The sequence below is a fragment of the Acinetobacter brisouii CIP 110357 genome, assembly GCF_000488275.1.
In the GTDB taxonomy this organism is placed as follows: domain Bacteria; phylum Pseudomonadota; class Gammaproteobacteria; order Pseudomonadales; family Moraxellaceae; genus Acinetobacter; species Acinetobacter brisouii.
Window position 1 is genome coordinate 2174374 of sequence record NZ_KI530762.1, and the last position, 17583, is coordinate 2191956.

Below are 17583 nucleotides of genomic sequence, written 5' to 3' on the forward strand. Positions count from 1 at the left end.
CCAATCAAATATTGGTCAATCATAGGAAGATTCTGTTAAGGTATACAGATACACTTTTTTCTAAAAAAGCAGTACAGATATGCAATTTCGTTATCAGGATATTGCCAGTCAGCTTCGACATAAAATTCTGGCGGGTGAACTTAGCCCACATTGCAAGCTGCCCTCGCTACGCAACTTTGCCAAGCAACAAAATATCAGCATGACAACTGCTCAAGCGTGTTATGAACTACTAGAAGCGCAGGGACATATCTATGTCAAACCCAAGTCTGGTTTTTTTGTACAAGCACCTAAAATAACTCTAAGTTCGCAGCAGCACGACTATATTGATTTCCCTTCAGTCAGCCGAGAAGTTTCTAGTTTTGACCTGCATAACCAGATTCAAGAAGCCTCCAGTCAGGCACAAATGATTCACCTTGGCGCAATTCAACTGGGTAGCCCACTTATTCCAATTGAAGGCTTACGGCGTTCGATTCAAAGAAGTCTTAAGCATAGCCACCCTGAAGATTTTTTATATTGTGATCGGCAAGGACACCCTCGTTTACGTAAGGCATTGCTGCAACACTGGGCGGAAGATGCTATTCATGTCGCTTACGATGATATTTTTATCACCAATGGCTGTATGGCTGCGCTTATGCTCGTGATTCAATCTCTTACTGAGATTGGTGACAGTATTATCTTGCCAACGCCAACATTTAATGGGCAATTACTGTTACTTGCGAGCTTAAACCGCAAAGTCATCGAAATTCCATCTCATACTCAAGGTATTGATTTACAACGCCTCGAACAGGTTTTACAAACGGGTCAAGCCAAAGCCTGCCTATTGACTGCCAATTATCAGAATCCTCTAGGTTACTGCCTGACACATCAGGAAAAAGCACAGATTGCAGCACTGGCTGCCAAATATCAGTGTTTCATCATCGAAGATGATATTTATGGCGAATGTGGGTATGACTTGCAGCGCCCGTTACCGATCAAGCACTGGGATCAGGCAGGTTATGTCATTTGGGTAGGCTCAGTGTCGAAAAGTTTATCCAGTGCATATCGGATTGGCTGGCTATGTCTGCCTAAAACCTTGCAAGATTTAAAGCCCAAGTTACTAGCGCATAATATTATTGTGAATACACCACTACAACTTGGCTTAGCTGACTTTATTTTTAGTGGCGGTTATCGTCGGCATCTCAATCAGTTACGCCCCTGCCTATGGGAACAGGTACAGCAGTATCTACAGTATTTACAACAGCTTTTTACTCCGCAGATGTTATCGCTAAATATGCCTCAAGGCGGTTATGCATTATGGATGAAACTGCCGCAGCATTTAAGCGCTTTTGCACTCTATCAATTTGCATTAAGTCAAAGTATTAGTATTGTCCCTGGTGGTATTTTTGGGGAAGACAATAAATATCATGACTATATTCGGATTAATGCAGGTCATCCTTTGACAGCGCCTATTCAGGCAGCTTTGCAACAGCTTGCGACATGGGTCAGGCAGCAAGCTGAGAATGGATAAGGATTATTTATTGGTGATTAAGAATGCACCAAATAACGTAAAAATACCACCCGAGATGCCATCAATCCATTTTACCGAACGCTGGTAAAATGCCTTACAAGCTGGTAATGAAAATACAAAGGTGACGAACAGGAACCAAATCGCCGTTTCTGCACTAATCACCAAAAACAGGACAGCATGTAAATGCTCTAGCGCAGGATTGGTCAAAAATAATGAAAAGACACTGCCAAAATAAATCACTGCTTTCGGGTTCGACAAATTGGTGAGCATACCTTTCATAAAGCAGCTAAACATACTTTTAGATACTTGCACGCTTGGAGAAATAGTCGTTGCCTGTTGTTTGGAAAATGCTGAACGCAACATTTGCACGCCTAACCAACATAAATATAACCCGCCACAAACCAGCAAAACATGCTTCAGCCATGCCATTTTTTCAAACAGTATGTTTAAACCCAATAACGCCAGCAGCGACCAGAACATAACACCAACCGTAATACCACCAACCACAGCCACTGCTTCTTTATGAGAACGGCTGATTGCTGTTTGTGATACTAAAAAGAAATCTGGCCCAGGTGTAATCAACGCACAGAAGTGAATAAATATCAGCATTGCAAAGGCAGCAAACATGCAGATCTCCAATTAACTGAATAAGCAAAACATGTAATATTACACTGCATTGTGTCATATTTAAATGCAGTGTATGCCAATGCCATTGATGCTACACTGGTTATCGTGTTTTGCGACAACAAACAAAAATAGAGTTTAGAGAAATATGAGTTCACCCCATCAACTACAACCAAGCGAAGACGTCTCCACGGCTGAGCAGGAATTAATTAAAGATTTACCTGTTTTTTCTAAAACAGTTTTGGACTATCAGGGGAAAGTAACTTCGGAAGATTCAAGTTCAGCGGAGTTACCAACAAGTTACCCATATCGGACTCGACTCTCTCGTAAAGCCTATGAAGCAGAGAAAAAATTGCTACAGATTGAACTACTCAAAGTTCAGTCTTGGGTCAAAGATACAGGGCAACGTATTGTTTGTTTGTTTGAAGGTCGGGATGCCGCAGGCAAAGGCGGCACGATCAAGCGTTTCATGGAACATTTAAATCCACGTGGAGCACGCGTGGTTGCCCTAGAGAAACCAACTCCAACCGAAAGTGGTCAATGGTATTTCCAGCGCTATATCGAGCATTTTCCGAGTAAAGGTGAAATGGTGTTTTTTGACCGCTCTTGGTACAATCGTGCAGGTGTGGAACGAGTCATGGGATTTTGTGAGCCACAAGAGTATTTGCAATTCATGCGCCAAACGCCTGAACTTGAGCGTATGCTCGTTAACAGTGGCATTCACCTGTTTAAATTCTGGTTTTCTGTCAGTCGTGAAGAACAGTTACGTCGCTTTATTTCACGCCGCGATGATCCACTGAAACACTGGAAACTCTCTCCAATCGACATCCAGTCTTTAGATCGTTGGGATGATTATACCCAAGCCAAAAACCATATGTTTTTTCACACACATACAGGTGATGCGCCTTGGACAATCATCAAATCTGATGATAAAAAACGCGCACGTTTGAATTGTATTCGTTACTTTTTATCCAAACTGGATTATCCAGATAAAAATCAGAAACTAACCCGCAAAGTAGATGAACAAATTGTGCTTGTTCCAAATCCTCAATTTCAAGAGCACATTTTAAGTACTGCCGATGAGTAATAAAAAAAACCTAACCATGACGGTTAGGTTTTTTTGAATCTAAACGAGAATATCTCGTTTACCATTTGCCCCCATTGAGCTGACGATCCCATTTTCTTCCATAGTATCAATCAGTCTCGCTGCGCGATTATACCCCAAGCTAAATTTACGCTGTAAAGATGAAGTCGATGCCTTACGCGTTTCCAATACAAACGCTACTGCCTGATCATACAGTACATCACGGTCAGGACTCGCATCGCCTTCTTCAAAACCACGACTCGTTGATTCTTCATCGTATGGCGTCAAGATTTCATCAACATAATTTGGTGAAGCACGCTCACGCCATGCGTCACAAATACGGTTGACTTCATCATCACTAATAAATGCGCCATGTACACGTTCAGGTTCAATTTTACCTGGGCCAAGAAACAGCATATCACCGTGACCCAGCAAGTCTTCTGCACCACCTGCATCTAAAATGGTACGTGAGTCAATTTTAGAGTTCACGCGTAATGCAACACGGGTTGGGATGTTCGCCTTAATCAGACCTGTAATGACATCTACAGATGGACGCTGTGTTGCAAGTAGTAAGTGAATACCCGCAGCACGTGATTTTTGCGCCAGACGAGTAATCATTTCTTCCGCTTTTTTACCCACTTGCATAATCATATCGGCAAATTCATCTGCCACAATCACAATCATCGGTAAAGGCTGCAAGCGCGGTGCACGCTCTTGTGTTGCTGAATCGCTTGGCTTCCAAGTTGGATCAATCAGGTCTTCCCCGCGCTCCAAAGCTTCTTCAACCTTACGGTTATAATCGGTAATTTTACGAATTTTGAGGAATGACATCAGTTTATAACGACGTTCCATTTCGTTGACACACCAATTCAAGGCACTGACCGCATCTTTCATATCGGTCACTACAGGCGTCAATAAATGCGGAATATCATTATAATTGGCCAGTTCTAATTGTTTCGGGTCGATCAATATAAAGCGTAACTGCTCAGGTTTATATTTCAGTAGCATCGACAAAATCATCGAATTGACCGCGACTGATTTACCTGAACCTGTTGTACCTGCAACCAACATATGCGGTGCTTTGGCAAGGTCGGTCAAAACAGGATTCCCTGAAATATCTTTACCCATTGCCATACTAATCAAGTTATTTGGATCACGATAAGCAGGTGTTTCCAAAAGCTCAATTAAACGCACCATTTCTCGTGCGCTATTTGGAACCTCGATCCCAATATACGGTTTACCTGGAATCACCTCAACCACACGAACCGAAGCCATTGACATAGAACGTGCCAAATCCCGTGAAATGTTGGTGACTTTAGAGGCTTTGACACCAGGTGCCAAATCTAGCTCGAATCGGGTGACTACAGGACCTGGCTGTGCTTCAATCACTTTTGCCTTGACATTAAACTCTTGTAATTTAATTTCCAAAAGTTCGGACAAACGTTCCAGTTGCTCAGCTGTAAAATTAATTTTTTTATTTGGATCAACCCGATCAAGTAAGTCTTCACTTGGTAAAGGCGATAAATCACGGCGCTTTTGAGCCACTTGCATGGCGCGCGATAATGGGCGACCTGCCGCATCAGTTAGAGGTGCATCAAAATCAAAATCGTCTTCTGGCTGAGGTTTGCCTGCTGTTTCATGCCATGCCTCAATAAACTCTTCCTTTGATAAACTAGGCTGTGTTTCAAGTGTGGTTTTAATTTCAGCTTTTACAAATGCTGATGACTGTGCATAGCTTTCTGCCCGACGTGGCGGTTGTACAGATGGTATATCTGTATCCATTGCTAAAAGCTTTTCAATATCGGCAATCTCATCATGCTTAAGTAAATGCTGTACTGTGGTATCAACTGATGCAGGCGTTTCTACCACATCATTGGTTAGACTGGTTTTAACAAGCTCATCAAATGCCAGATCATCTTTCCAATCCATTTTTTCATGCAAGTCAACTGGCACATTCGAGTGCGTAACCTGCTGCTGAACGTATTGCTGTGTATCGTGAGTTTCTTCGGCAGCTTGCAGTAATGCATCTATTTCTTGCTGTTGTTCATCATTCTTATCTAGTTCCAGAGCGCGCCAAACCTCACCTGTTGGCACAATACGATCTTGCTGTTTGGTCAACTGATGCGCCTTTTGCAATGTTTTTTCAAACTCAACATCATTCAGTACAGGACTATTTGCTGCTTTTTCTGCCTGTTGGTCTTTACCTGCCAAATCATCTAACAAACGCTCTGCAACAGGATCTGCTGTCAGATGCTGTGCTGTCATGATCGGCTGTGCTTCTATTTTTTGTTCTGCCGAAGGTGCTTGTGCAACCGTAGTTTTTTTAATTGTTGGCTGTGGCGGGTTAGTGGTTAAATCATAATCTGCTTCACTTTCAGGCACATTACGATAAAACAAATCTTCCAAATATTTTGGTGTTGCTTTTAATGTCGCCCATGTTCGATTCCAGCGCACACCAAAAGCAAACGTAAACAGCATACTCCATAAAATGATCAGGAAAGCACTTGCACCATAAAGGGTTAGCAATTGTGATAGGCTAGATCCCAGTTCGTAGCCAATAATTCCACCCGAAGCATTATCCAGTGCATCACTTGGTACTTGCCAAAACATATACAGTAAACTGGCTGTAGTCAGCATGAGGAAAAACTGGGCTGCATAACGAAAAGGACGATCTAGAAAGCTATATGGCCACCATACTTGTATAGCTTCCATAAACAGGAAGACAGGCAACAATAAACTTGCCCAGCCTAAAAAACCAAAGAGCAAATCAGCAATCCACGCCCCTGCTACCCCACTGGCATTTGATACTTGTTGGGTGTCGCTTGAGATATGCATCCAGCCTGGATCAAATGGTGTGTATGTGACTGTCGCTAAAAACAGATAAATCCCAAATGAGACCAAAAATAATGTAATGAGTAAGCGCTGTGCATAAGCACTCGACACCGCGGTCATATACTGTCCTGTATCAGAAAAATCATAGCCAGTTGAAAATCAGCAATAAACTTTTTTTCAATTCATAAATATCTGTATTATGCACTTGTTTAGCAAAAAAAGATGCAACGTAATACAGCATGTTTGTAGTCTTCTATATAGCTCAAATCGATTTAGATGATCAATATTATCGACATTGATCGAACACACAATAACAGCACTTTCACGTATAATTTTTTCAGTTTTTTAATTATAAAAGGAAATCTGCAATGACAGCTCGCCATTCGCGATTAATTATTTTAGGTTCTGGCCCTGCTGGCTATAGCGCTGCGGTCTATGCAGCACGTGCAAACTTAAAACCGACCTTGATTGCAGGCTTACAGCTTGGTGGGCAATTAACAACAACGACAGAAGTTGACAACTGGCCAGGCGACCCTGAAGGTCTGACAGGCCCTGTACTGATGGAGCGTATGCAGGCACATGCTGAGCGTTTCGGTACAGAAATTGTGTATGACCATATCAATGAAGTAGACTTGAATGTACGCCCATTTGTTCTCAAAGGCGATATGGAAGAATACACCTGTGATGCTTTAATTTTAGCAACAGGCGCAACAGCGCAATACTTGGGTCTTGAATCTGAACAAAAATTTATGGGTCAAGGCGTAAGCGCTTGTGCAACCTGTGATGGGTTCTTCTATAAAAACCAACATGTCATGGTGGTTGGTGGTGGTAACACTGCAGTTGAAGAAGCACTGTATTTGTCAAACATTGCAGCACATGTGACTTTGGTTCACCGTCGTGACAGTGTGCGTTCAGAGAAAATTTTGCAAGACCATCTTTTTGAAAAAGAAAAAGAAGGTAAAATTTCAATTATCTGGAATCACCAAGTCGATGAAGTGTTGGGTGATAAAACAGGTGTGACAGGTGTACGCCTAAAATCAACACAAGATGATTCAACCCAGCAAATCGACATTCAAGGTTTGTTTATTGCCATTGGTCACAAGCCAAATACCACGATGTTTGAAGGTCAGTTACAGCTTCGTAACGGCTATATTCAAGTCCAAAGTGGCACAGCAGGCAATGCGACTGCAACTTCAGTTGAAGGTGTATTTGCTGCAGGTGACGTTGCAGACAGCGTTTATCGCCAAGCGATTACCTCAGCGGGTTCAGGTTGTATGGCAGCGCTAGATGCTGAAAAATATCTTGATAACTTGGCTTAATTTTAACTGATGAATTAAAAAGCCGTAGTCATACGGCTTTTTTTATGTCAGTGTTTTTTTAAGTGCCTTTGAAACTCATGAATACGATATGCAACAACAACTTCCAGCTTCAAAATACATTTTCCCAAGCCCTTGTGAACAAGATCCCGATGGTCATGGCTTGATTTGTATTGGGGCTGACCTCAGCCCATCAACACTATATGAAGCTTATAGTCATGGGTTATTTCCCTGGTTTAATGAAGATGATCCAATTTGCTGGTGGAGCCCTGAACCTCGCTGCATTATTCGACCAGAAGACTATCATCCGAGTAAGTCCTTATTGCGCAATATGAAAAAGCACGATTATAAGATCACAATCAATCATGCTTTTGAACAAGTGATTCGACGTTGCTCCTTACCTCGCCAATATGCCAATGAAACATGGATTAGTGAGGATATTATTCAAGGCTACTGCGAAATGTTTGATGCAGGTTATGGCTATAGCATTGAAGTATGGACAGCTGAACAACAATTGGTCGGCGGTTTATATGGTATACATATTGGGCACGGTTGTTTTGGTGAATCCATGTTTAGCCAGGCGACTGATGTTTCTAAAATGGCTTTTTTTGCGCTCATGCTCATCGGACGCGAACAGAACCTGCCATGGATTGACTGTCAATTGGTTAATGATCACTTGATTAGTTTAGGCGCGAGTACACTTTCTCGCCAAGACTACTTAAAATCGTTACAAGATGTTATAAAACAGCCTAATATCGATTGGAAAAGTTATCAAGACAGTGTATTTTCATCTAGAGAGGTTGCTGTAAATCAACAATTATTAAAGAAATAACTATGTTCAGGAGGGACGCCTGATATGAATTCGTACCATCCAAAGTCACCTTTAAATGAACTACAATATTATATTACACCGCCACATGACTGTAGTTATCTGGATCACAAATCTGCACGCATGGTATTTTTAGACCCAGCGCAGCGCATTGATGTCGTAACATTATCAGAATTATCACGTTCAGGTTTTCGGCGTAGCGGTGATTTTGTCTATCGTCCCGAATGCCATTTATGTCGGCAATGCTTATCTTGTCGCATTCCTGTGAATGATTTCGTCATGAATAGCGCTCAAAAAAAAGCATGGAAGCACAATCAAGATCTGCACCTACGCATTGTACGTACCGAAAATGCAACATCCATTCATTACGATCTGTACGAACGCTACATTAACTTACGCCACCACGATGGTGACATGTTTCCAGCGAGTATTGATCAGTTCGACAAATTTCTGATGCATAGTTGTACTGACAGCTTTTTTTTGGAACTTTGGCAAGACCAGCAACTGATGTGTGTCTCAACATGCGATATGCTCGATGATGGTCTATCGGCAGTGTATACCTTTTTCGAACCTGAAGAGCATCGTCGGTCTCTTGGAGTCTTCGCCATTTTAAAACAGATCGAATACGCCAAAGCGCTAAATCTGGATTACGTTTATTTAGGTTATTGGGTTCCTCACTCGAAAAAAATGAACTACAAATCCCAGTACATTCCTTTTGAGGTTCTGATTGATGGACAATGGCGACGTTTAAATAGACAGCTCAGCGATCAGGAGATCCAGAGTTTAGGCACATCCTTAATGACCACGCTGTCTTCGGACTGGAATCGGGTAATTAAATAGAAAATAGCTTTGCAAAATCATCAGTGCAGCTTTTCACCATGATGATTGCGTGTTCACGCCCACCACCAGCAAGCGGATAATAATTTTTACGTAGATCAATTTGATGAAAGCCTGATTTTTCATACAGTTTGATTGCTGCAATATTACTTTCACGCACTTCAAGAAAAATTTGTATAGGGTTATTGCGCAATTGCTCAATTGAATAACTCAATAACTCAAACCCTAGACCCTGCCCTTGCATTTTCGGGTCAATCGCCATCAACAACAAATTTGCTTCATCAAGAACAGGTTGTAAAATACAAAAACCGACAACCTTACCTTGCTGCTCAATGACTGTAGATTGATAGTTTTCAAGTGCTTCCTGAAACTGCTTTTCTGACCATGGATGGCTTTGCACAGCCACTTCAATTTGGTAAACCTGTGCAATATCAGCAGGCTGCATTAAACGCATCATTCTAGAAAAACTCATCGATTTTTTTGAATTATACGCGACTCATAAAACCTACAGGCATAAAAAAACGCTCCAAAGGAGCGTTTTTTTACTTTTCAGTGATTATGCAGTTACTTTCGCAACAACACCAGCACCTACAGTACGACCACCTTCACGGATCGCGAAGCGTAAACCAGCGTCCATTGCGATTGGGTGGATCAATTCTACTGACATTTCTACGTTGTCACCAGGCATAACCATTTCAACGCCTTCTTTAAGAGAGATAGCGCCAGTTACGTCAGTTGTACGGAAGTAGAACTGTGGACGGTAACCGTTTAGGAATGGAGTGTGACGACCACCTTCGTCTTTAGAAAGTACGTATACTTCTGCGTCGAATTTAGTGTGTGGCTTGATTGTACCTGGTTTAGCAAGTACTTGACCACGTTGTACGTCTTCACGTTTAGTACCACGTAGAAGAACACCACAGTTCTCGCCCGCACGACCTTCGTCTAGAAGTTTACGGAACATTTCTACGCCAGTTACAGTTGTTTTAACTGTATCTTTAATACCAACGATTTCTACTTCTTCGCCTACTTTAACGATACCAGACTCAACACGGCCTGTTACTACAGTACCACGACCAGAAATTGAGAATACGTCTTCGATTGGCATCAAGAATGCTTTGTCGATAGCACGTTCTGGTTCTGGGATGTAAGAGTCAAGTGCTGCAACTAGATCAAGAACTGATTGCTCGCCGTAAGGACCAGCTTCACCGTTAAGAGCAGCAAGCGCTGAACCACGGATTACAGGAGTGTCATCACCAGGGAAGTTATAAGCAGAAAGAAGTTCACGAACTTCCATTTCTACCAATTCAAGTAATTCTTCGTCATCTACAAGGTCGCATTTGTTCAAGAATACGATGATGTAAGGTACACCTACCTGACGAGAAAGAAGGATGTGTTCACGAGTTTGTGGCATTGGACCATCAGTCGCTGCACATACAAGGATCGCACCGTCCATCTGAGCAGCACCAGTAATCATGTTTTTAACATAATCGGCGTGTCCTGGGCAGTCAACGTGCGCGTAGTGACGAATTGGAGAATCGTATTCTACGTGTGAAGTATTAATTGTAATACCACGTGCTTTTTCTTCTGGAGCTGAGTCGATTTGCGAGTAATCTTTCGCTTCGCCGCCGTAAGTTTTCGCACAGATCGTTGCGATTGCAGCAGTAAGAGTTGTTTTACCATGGTCAACGTGACCAATTGTGCCCACGTTTACGTGTGGCTTATTACGTTCAAACTTGGCTTTAGCCATGATGATCTTCCTTTTTAAACTACTCATGCAGGGTCACTGCATGAGCACTTGGTTTTTAACTAAGAATTAGTTTGGGCTTATAGTAATCGAAAGATTACTCGTCGTCACCTTTTTTACCGCCAGATTGGAATTTAGAAATAATGCCTTCAGCCACGTTACGTGGAGTTTCAGCATATTTAGCAAATTCCATAGAGTAAGTCGCACGACCTTGAGACATAGAACGCATTTGAGTTGCATAACCAAACATCTCAGCCAATGGAACTTCAGCACGAATTGCTTTAGTACCACCAGGTAAATCGTCCATACCTTGAACCATACCACGACGACGGTTTAAGTCACCCATGATATCGCCCATGTAGTCTTCTGGAGTTTCTACTTCAACTTTCATGATAGGTTCAAGCAAGATAGGATCTGCTTTCATGAAACCATCACGGAAGGCATAAGAACCTGCCATTTTGAACGATAATTCGTCAGAGTCGACATCATGGTAAGAACCATCGAATAATGTCGCTTTAATACCCACAACAGGGTAACCAGCCAAGACACCATTCTTCATACGTTCTTGAATACCTTTGTCAACTGCACCGAAGAATTCTTTAGGTACAACACCACCAACAACTTCTTCAACGAATTGGTATTCTTTACCAGCTTCTTCAACGTCAAGCGGTTCAAGGCGGACATATACATGACCGAATTTACCTTTACCACCTGTTTGACGTACGAATTTACCTTCTTGTTCAACCGATTTTTTGATCGTTTCACGGTAAGCTACCATTGGTTTACCAATGTTCGCTTCAACACCGAATTCACGTTTCATACGGTCAACAATAATGTCAAGGTGAAGCTCACCCATACCCGCAATAATGGTTTGACCTGATTCTTCGTCTGTACGAACGCGGAACGATGGATCTTCTTTCGCCAAACGGCCTAAAGCGATTGACATTTTTTCTTGGTCAGCTTTAGTTTTTGGTTCAACAGCCAATGAAATTACTGGCTCTGGGAATTCCATACGTTCAAGTGTAATGATGTTTTTCTCATCACACAGTGTATCACCAGTGGTTACGTCTTTAAGACCTACACACGCAGCGATATCACCCGCACGGATTTCGTCAAGATCTTGACGTTCGTTTGCGTGCATTTGCACGATACGACCGATACGTTCACGTTTAGATTTAACTGGGTTATATACTGGGTCACCTTGTTTAAGAACACCAGAATAAACACGTACGAATGTCAAGTTACCTACGAATTTGTCGTTCATGATTTTGAACGCAAGTGCAGAGAACGGAGCTTCGTCAGATGCTTCACGAGTTGCTTTAGTTTCAGCTTTATCGTCAAGGATACCTTCGATTGCTTTAACTTCTGTTGGAGATGGCAAGAATTCAATTACAGCATCCAACATACGTTGAACACCTTTGTTTTTGAACGCAGAACCACAAAGCATTACTTGAATTTCAGAAGCCAATGTACGGGCACGTAAACCTGCGATGATGTCTTCTTTAGAAAGATCACCTTCTTCTAGGTATTTGTCCATCAACTCTTCAGAAGCTTCAGCTGCTGCTTCAACCATGTTAGTACGCCATTCGTTAGCAGTATCAACTAGGTCAGCAGGGATCTCGCCGTATTCAAACTTCATACCTTGAGATGCTTCATCCCAAATGATCGCTTTCATTTCGATCAGGTCAACAACACCTGCGAAAGTATCTTCTGCACCGATTGGCACAACGATAGGCACAGGGTTCGCGCCAAGGCGAGTTTTCATTTGCTCAACAACACGGAAGAAGTTTGCACCAGTACGGTCCATCTTGTTCACGAATGCCAAACGAGGTACTTGGTATTTGTTTGCTTGACGCCATACAGTTTCAGACTGAGGCTGTACACCACCTACCGCACAGTAAACCATGCACGCACCGTCAAGAACACGCATAGAACGTTCAACTTCGATGGTGAAGTCTACGTGTCCCGGGGTGTCAATTACGTTGATACGGTGTTGTTGGAATTGGTTAGCCATACCAGACCAGAAACAAGTTGTTGCAGCAGAAGTAATGGTAATACCACGTTCTTGCTCTTGTTCCATCCAGTCCATTGTAGCTGCACCATCATGTACCTCACCAATTTTGTGAGAAACACCTGTGTAGTACAAAATACGTTCTGTAGTAGTTGTTTTACCTGCGTCAATGTGCGCAGAAATACCGATGTTACGGTAACGAGAAATCGGAGTTTGACGAGCCATGATGTCTGACATTCCTAAATGTGATCTTTAAAACAGGACGCACCAATAAAAATTGATGCGTACGAATACTCAAACTGTTGGGCAACTTAAATACCCGCGAAAGCTCCACTTTGGTAGAGAGCCACGTTAAATCGAGCTGCGGTACGCATGAGTATTCTCCTGATAAGGGACTGTCTTAACCGCTTAGAAACGGTAATGAGAGAAGGCTTTGTTAGCTTCAGCCATACGGTGCACGTCTTCACGTTTTTTGATCGCAGCACCTTTGCCTTCAGCTGCATCAAGCAACTCGCCAGCAAGACGTAAAGCCATAGTTTTTTCAGAACGCTTAGCAGCAGCATCTACTAACCAACGCATAGCCAAGGCAGTACGACGGGATGGGCGCACTTCCATAGGTACTTGATAAGTAGCACCACCCACACGGCGTGCTTTTACTTCGACCATAGGACGAACTTTTTCAAGCGTAGCTTCAAAGAATTCAACTGGGTCTACTTTGTTTTTTTCTTGAACGCGGTCTAAAGCACCGTAAACGATACTTTCTGCAATCGATTTTTTACCATCTTGCATAACGTGGTTCATGAATTTAGCGATTGTTTGGCTACTGAATTTCGGATCCGGAAGGATTTCACGAGCAGCGACTACGCGACGTCTTGGCATTTTAATACACCTAATAATATGACACTTCAGGGTGATCCAGCAGTGTGTGCAAGTGTCATGCACGCTTCGCTGGCCTTACTATACGTCGCTTGAATTACAAATCTATGAAGAATTCAAACAAGCGAAACGCTAAAGGATTTTTTGGTCTTAACGACTAAGATTATTTCTTAGGACGTTTAGCACCGTATTTAGAACGTGACTGGTTACGATCTTTAACGCCAGCACAGTCTAAAGAACCACGAACGGTATGGTAACGTACACCTGGTAAGTCTTTAACACGACCACCACGGATAAGAACAACACTGTGCTCTTGTAGGTTATGGCCTTCACCACCGATGTAGCTAGAAACTTCAAAACCAGAAGTTAAGCGAACACGGCAAACTTTACGCATTGCTGAGTTAGGTTTTTTAGGTGTAGTTGTGTAAACACGTGTACAAACACCACGGCGTTGTGGACAAGCCTTCAACGCAGGAACTTTGGATTTTTCAACCAAAGTAGTACGACCCTTGCGGATCAACTGATTTGTTGTTGCCATCTGGCAAGTCTCCCGTAAATAAAAAACCTCAAAAAGAAAGTACCGCTTTTTGAGGGCAAACAATTGTAAGCAAAAACGCCATATTGGTCAATATTCATCGCATACTACAACAGTATGCCGTGCATTTATGACCTGACTATGAAGGATCATCTGGATTTATGGCTATTTTAGGGTGGGATGCCTTGCTTTTAGGCTCAGATTCGGACACTGCTACAACCATTTTTTCAGGTTGTTTTTCTGTTACTGTTTGAGACTGAGTACGACGTGGACGACGTTGAGGCTTAGGCTTAGAAACCTCAACCTCTTCAGAATTAATGCTTTTAAATTCAAGCTGATGTGTAGATTCTTTTGCCTGATTAAATTGTTCAACTGCAGCATAATAAGCCGCTAGTGTTGATATTTTTTGATCAGGATGTTGCAGTAAATAATCTCGGGCAACTGAAAAAATGTGCTGTGCCTTTTGACCGATATCTTCAATAAACTGCCAGCTATACATTGCACTGACACTTGCCGCAATCAAAGGTGTAATGAGATGTAAGGCACTGACTTTAGGTAAAGTATTCATCCATTGCCATTTAAATTCATGATTTTCATCCAGCAATAATTCTTTAAGCCACTCATCATCGTTATTTGAACCGAGCAAATGCTGTACAGCAGTTAAATCATTTTGCTCCAATAAACCATCTAGTGTTCGTAGTCCAAGCAATACACTTTGTTTTTCTAGCATCTGCTGTAAATTAATTTGCTGAAAAATATATTGCACAACATCATGATCTTGCTCAGTTAATGCAAAACCATGTGCCCGCCCTGTCTGGTAAATCGTGCGTAGCGCCAGCACCAGCGATGCTGGGATATCTACTCCAAGCCCAAACAAGCCTGTCGCACCAGAAAGTGCACCTTGCACGCCTGCAATCCATTTATTTTGTTCAGTCAATGCCTGACTAATCCGACCTGAACGTGAAATATCTTGCGACAACTCATGTAGAGATTCTGCCCCTGTTTGCTCCAAAATACTTTGTGTGGCGCTCAGTTTGTCTGAAAATATATGTAATTTTTGGAAACAATATTCTGAAATCTCGTCCATAGTCATCGGTGAAAGAAATTCAGCCACCTGACTGACTCGATCATAATGTTTGCCAAAAAATTGCTTGGAAATATTAGGAAAATAAACACGGATTAACTGCTGCGGGTCTTGAACACCAAAACCCAATAGTGCAGGTTTTGACGCAGCTTCATTGACAACTTTTGAGGGGTTTTGTGAGCGCTGTAGTTGTTGACTATTCATCTGATTTAAAACTTTTAAACCTGATGTGCTGAGCTTTTTAGCCACTCCCAAAACCTGATTAAATTTACTTTGTGGATGCTGATTAACCTCTTTTGGCATTCACATCTCCTCGTTGTTTTTCTTTAAATATTTAATAAATACTAGAAGCAGGAGCACTTTATCTCAACTCGTTTGTGTATCTTTTAGTTAAGTAAACTCTGTTCTGCATATAATCTGTTCTATTTCCAAATACTCATAGGATTTGCCATAAGATTTAAAAAAGCTTTCTGTTATGATGAGAAGCATTATAAACATGAGTGGTGCAGGCATTAACGCTTACATTTCAGGCTTTTGTCCATAAATGTGGTCTGCGCTAGCTCTCAATATCATTACCATATTAAGGGATCTTATAGATGAGACGTGTTGTAATCACTGGTATGGGCATCAACTCATGCATTGGTAATACCCTTGAGCAAGTGACTGAATCATTAAAAAATGGTATTTCAGGCACTCGTTTCAATCAAACTTACGCTGATCTTAACTTTAAAAGCCATGTCAGTGCTGCTGCTGAACAAGATTTCGACAACATTGACCGTAAATTAAAACGCTTTATGGGTGTATGTGCGATGTACGCATACAACTCTGCGGTTGATGCAGTGAAACACGCAGGCTTAACAGCTGAAGATCTTGCGGGTAACCCACGTTACGGTATCGTTGGTGGTAGTGGTGGCGGTTCAACAGCTTCTGTTGTTGAAATGACTGAACTGCTTGAAACTAAAGGCGCACGTAAAGTTGGTCCTTTCTTCGTTCCACGTAACATGACCAACACGATTACCGCAAACGTTGGTGTTGCGTTCAAATTACAAGGCGTGTCTCACTCAATTGCAAGCGCATGTGCAACTTCAGCCGATGCGATTGGTTATGCATACAACCTGATCCAGCTTGGTAAACAAGATCTAATTCTTGCAGGTGGTGGTGAAGAAGATCACTGGTCTCAAAGCTTACTGTTTGATGCAATGGGTGCTCTTTGCTCTAAATACAATGACACTCCAGAAACTGCATCTCGCCCATACTCAGCAGACCGTGACGGTTTCGTCATTGCTGGTGGTGGTGGTTTCTTGGTACTTGAGTCTCTTGAACATGCTCAAGCACGTGGTGCCAACATTATTGCTGAAATCGTGGCTTATGCAGCGAACAGTGATGGTGCAGACATGGTTGCGCCAAGTGGTGAAGGTGCAACTCGTTGTATCCTCATGGCACTTGATGAAGCCAAACAACACGGCGTAGAAAAACTTGACTACATCAACACACACGGTACTTCAACTCCAGCAGGCGACATCACTGAGCTTAAAGCGATGGAACGTGCTTTTGGTGAAGGCAATGTCCCAGCATTTAGCTCAACCAAATCAATGACTGGTCATAGCTTGGGTGCTGCGGGTGTACACGAAGCGATCTACTCTGTACTCATGATGCAAAATGACTTTATTGCACCAAACATCAACGTGACTGAACTTGATGAAGGCGCAAAAGGCTTTGATCTTGTACTTGAAAAACGTGATGCAAAACTGAATACTGTCATGAGTAACAGTTTTGGATTTGGCGGTGTAAATGCCTGCCTGATCTTCAAGAAATGGGCGAATGCCTAACGAGATCGTAAATGAATGCACCTTCTGATGCTTTTCTATGGGTAAAAGCATTACACATTATTGCCGTGGTTTGCTGGTTCGCTGCTTTGTTCTACTTACCACGACTTTATGTCTACCATGCCATGAGTGACGATGCGATTAGCCATCAACGCTTTCAGGTCATGGAGCGTAAACTCTACCGCGGCATTATGTGGCCTGCGATGATTGCAACGCTGATTACAGCACACTTTTTAGTGGCTTGGGGCGATGCAACGCAGCATTATCATTTGGCACATTGGTTTTATGTCAAAGTTGCATTGGTTGGGTTGCTGGTCATTTACCATTTTGTTTGTGGTTATTACCGCAAAAAATTGATTGAAAATGCCCACTATAAATCACACAAGTTCTGGCGTTTCTTTAATGAAATGCCAACGGTCATCTTACTGGCCGTGGTGATTTTAGTGGTTGTAAAGCCTCAGTTTTAACTGGGGCTTTT

At 42.3% G+C, this 17583-nt stretch carries 15 protein-coding genes; 7 read left to right on the forward strand and 8 right to left on the reverse strand.

Annotated elements, in window-relative coordinates:
- Positions 1-79: 79 nt before the first annotated feature.
- A complete protein-coding gene (locus tag P255_RS10480) occupies positions 80-1507 on the forward strand; it encodes an aminotransferase-like domain-containing protein (RefSeq protein WP_004901949.1) in 1428 nt (475 codons plus the stop codon).
- Positions 1508-1510: 3 nt separating this feature from the next.
- Here P255_RS10480 and P255_RS10485 read toward each other — a convergent pair whose 3' ends face one another.
- Complete coding sequence (locus tag P255_RS10485; RefSeq protein ID WP_004901950.1) at positions 1511-2134, reverse strand: LysE family transporter; 624 nt, start codon at positions 2132-2134, stop codon at positions 1511-1513.
- 145 nt (positions 2135-2279) lie between these two features.
- Here P255_RS10485 and ppk2 point away from each other — a divergent pair, with 145 nt between their 5' ends.
- Entirely contained in the window at positions 2280-3218 is a 939-nt protein-coding gene (gene ppk2, locus P255_RS10490) for a polyphosphate kinase 2 (protein WP_004901952.1), read from the forward strand.
- A 39-nt stretch (positions 3219-3257) separates the two neighbouring features.
- Here the strand turns inward: ppk2 and P255_RS10495 are convergent, their stop codons facing one another.
- Complete coding sequence (locus P255_RS10495; protein ID WP_004901953.1) at positions 3258-6167, reverse strand: DNA translocase FtsK; 2910 nt, start codon at positions 6165-6167, stop codon at positions 3258-3260.
- 248 nt (positions 6168-6415) lie between these two features.
- Here P255_RS10495 and trxB point away from each other — a divergent pair, with 248 nt between their 5' ends.
- The 3 genes from trxB (at position 6416) to P255_RS10510 (ending at position 9032) form a co-directional block, all read left to right on the forward strand.
- Positions 6416-7366 carry a thioredoxin-disulfide reductase gene (trxB, locus tag P255_RS10500; RefSeq protein WP_004901955.1) on the forward strand — a complete coding sequence of 317 codons (951 nt, stop codon included), beginning with the start codon at positions 6416-6418 and terminating at the stop codon, positions 7364-7366.
- A gap of 88 nt (positions 7367-7454) precedes the next feature.
- On the forward strand, positions 7455-8195 hold the full coding sequence (gene aat / locus P255_RS10505; protein WP_004901957.1) for a leucyl/phenylalanyl-tRNA--protein transferase: 741 nt from the start codon (positions 7455-7457) through the stop codon (positions 8193-8195).
- 24 nt (positions 8196-8219) lie between these two features.
- Positions 8220-9032: an arginyltransferase gene (locus P255_RS10510; RefSeq protein WP_004901959.1), complete on the forward strand. Its 813-nt coding sequence runs from the start codon at positions 8220-8222 to the stop codon at positions 9030-9032.
- On the opposite strand, the gene rimI is transcribed toward P255_RS10510, so the two are convergent.
- From rimI to P255_RS10540, 6 genes are all read right to left on the reverse strand, one after another.
- Complete coding sequence (gene rimI / locus P255_RS10515; protein ID WP_004901962.1) at positions 9025-9486, reverse strand: ribosomal protein S18-alanine N-acetyltransferase; 462 nt, start codon at positions 9484-9486, stop codon at positions 9025-9027. The two genes, P255_RS10510 and rimI, sit on opposite strands and share 8 nt — an antisense overlap.
- Before the next feature lie 99 nt (positions 9487-9585).
- Positions 9586-10776 carry an elongation factor Tu gene (gene tuf / locus P255_RS10520; RefSeq protein WP_004901964.1) on the reverse strand — a complete coding sequence of 397 codons (1191 nt, stop codon included), beginning with the start codon at positions 10774-10776 and terminating at the stop codon, positions 9586-9588.
- A 94-nt stretch (positions 10777-10870) separates the two neighbouring features.
- Entirely contained in the window at positions 10871-13009 is a 2139-nt protein-coding gene (gene fusA, locus P255_RS10525; RefSeq protein WP_004901966.1) for an elongation factor G, read from the reverse strand.
- Positions 13010-13192: 183 nt separating this feature from the next.
- The gene (gene rpsG, locus P255_RS10530) at positions 13193-13663 is read right to left on the reverse strand and encodes a 30S ribosomal protein S7 (RefSeq protein WP_004901967.1); all 471 of its coding nucleotides are present in this window, start codon (positions 13661-13663) and stop codon (positions 13193-13195) included.
- A 160-nt stretch (positions 13664-13823) separates the two neighbouring features.
- Positions 13824-14198 (reverse strand): 30S ribosomal protein S12, encoded by a 375-nt coding sequence (gene rpsL, locus P255_RS10535; protein WP_000246374.1) that lies wholly within the window; start codon positions 14196-14198, stop codon positions 13824-13826.
- Between the two features lie 136 nt (positions 14199-14334).
- The gene (locus P255_RS10540) at positions 14335-15582 is read right to left on the reverse strand and encodes an EcsC family protein (RefSeq protein WP_004901969.1); all 1248 of its coding nucleotides are present in this window, start codon (positions 15580-15582) and stop codon (positions 14335-14337) included.
- 293 nt (positions 15583-15875) lie between these two features.
- Between P255_RS10540 and P255_RS10545 the strand changes: the two genes are divergently transcribed.
- Positions 15876-17108, forward strand: coding sequence for a beta-ketoacyl synthase N-terminal-like domain-containing protein (locus tag P255_RS10545; RefSeq protein ID WP_004901971.1), 1233 nt, complete (start codon positions 15876-15878; stop codon positions 17106-17108).
- An 11-nt stretch (positions 17109-17119) separates the two neighbouring features.
- Positions 17120-17572 carry a protoporphyrinogen oxidase HemJ gene (hemJ, locus tag P255_RS10550; protein ID WP_004901972.1) on the forward strand — a complete coding sequence of 151 codons (453 nt, stop codon included), beginning with the start codon at positions 17120-17122 and terminating at the stop codon, positions 17570-17572.
- Positions 17573-17583: the final 11 nt, after the last annotated feature.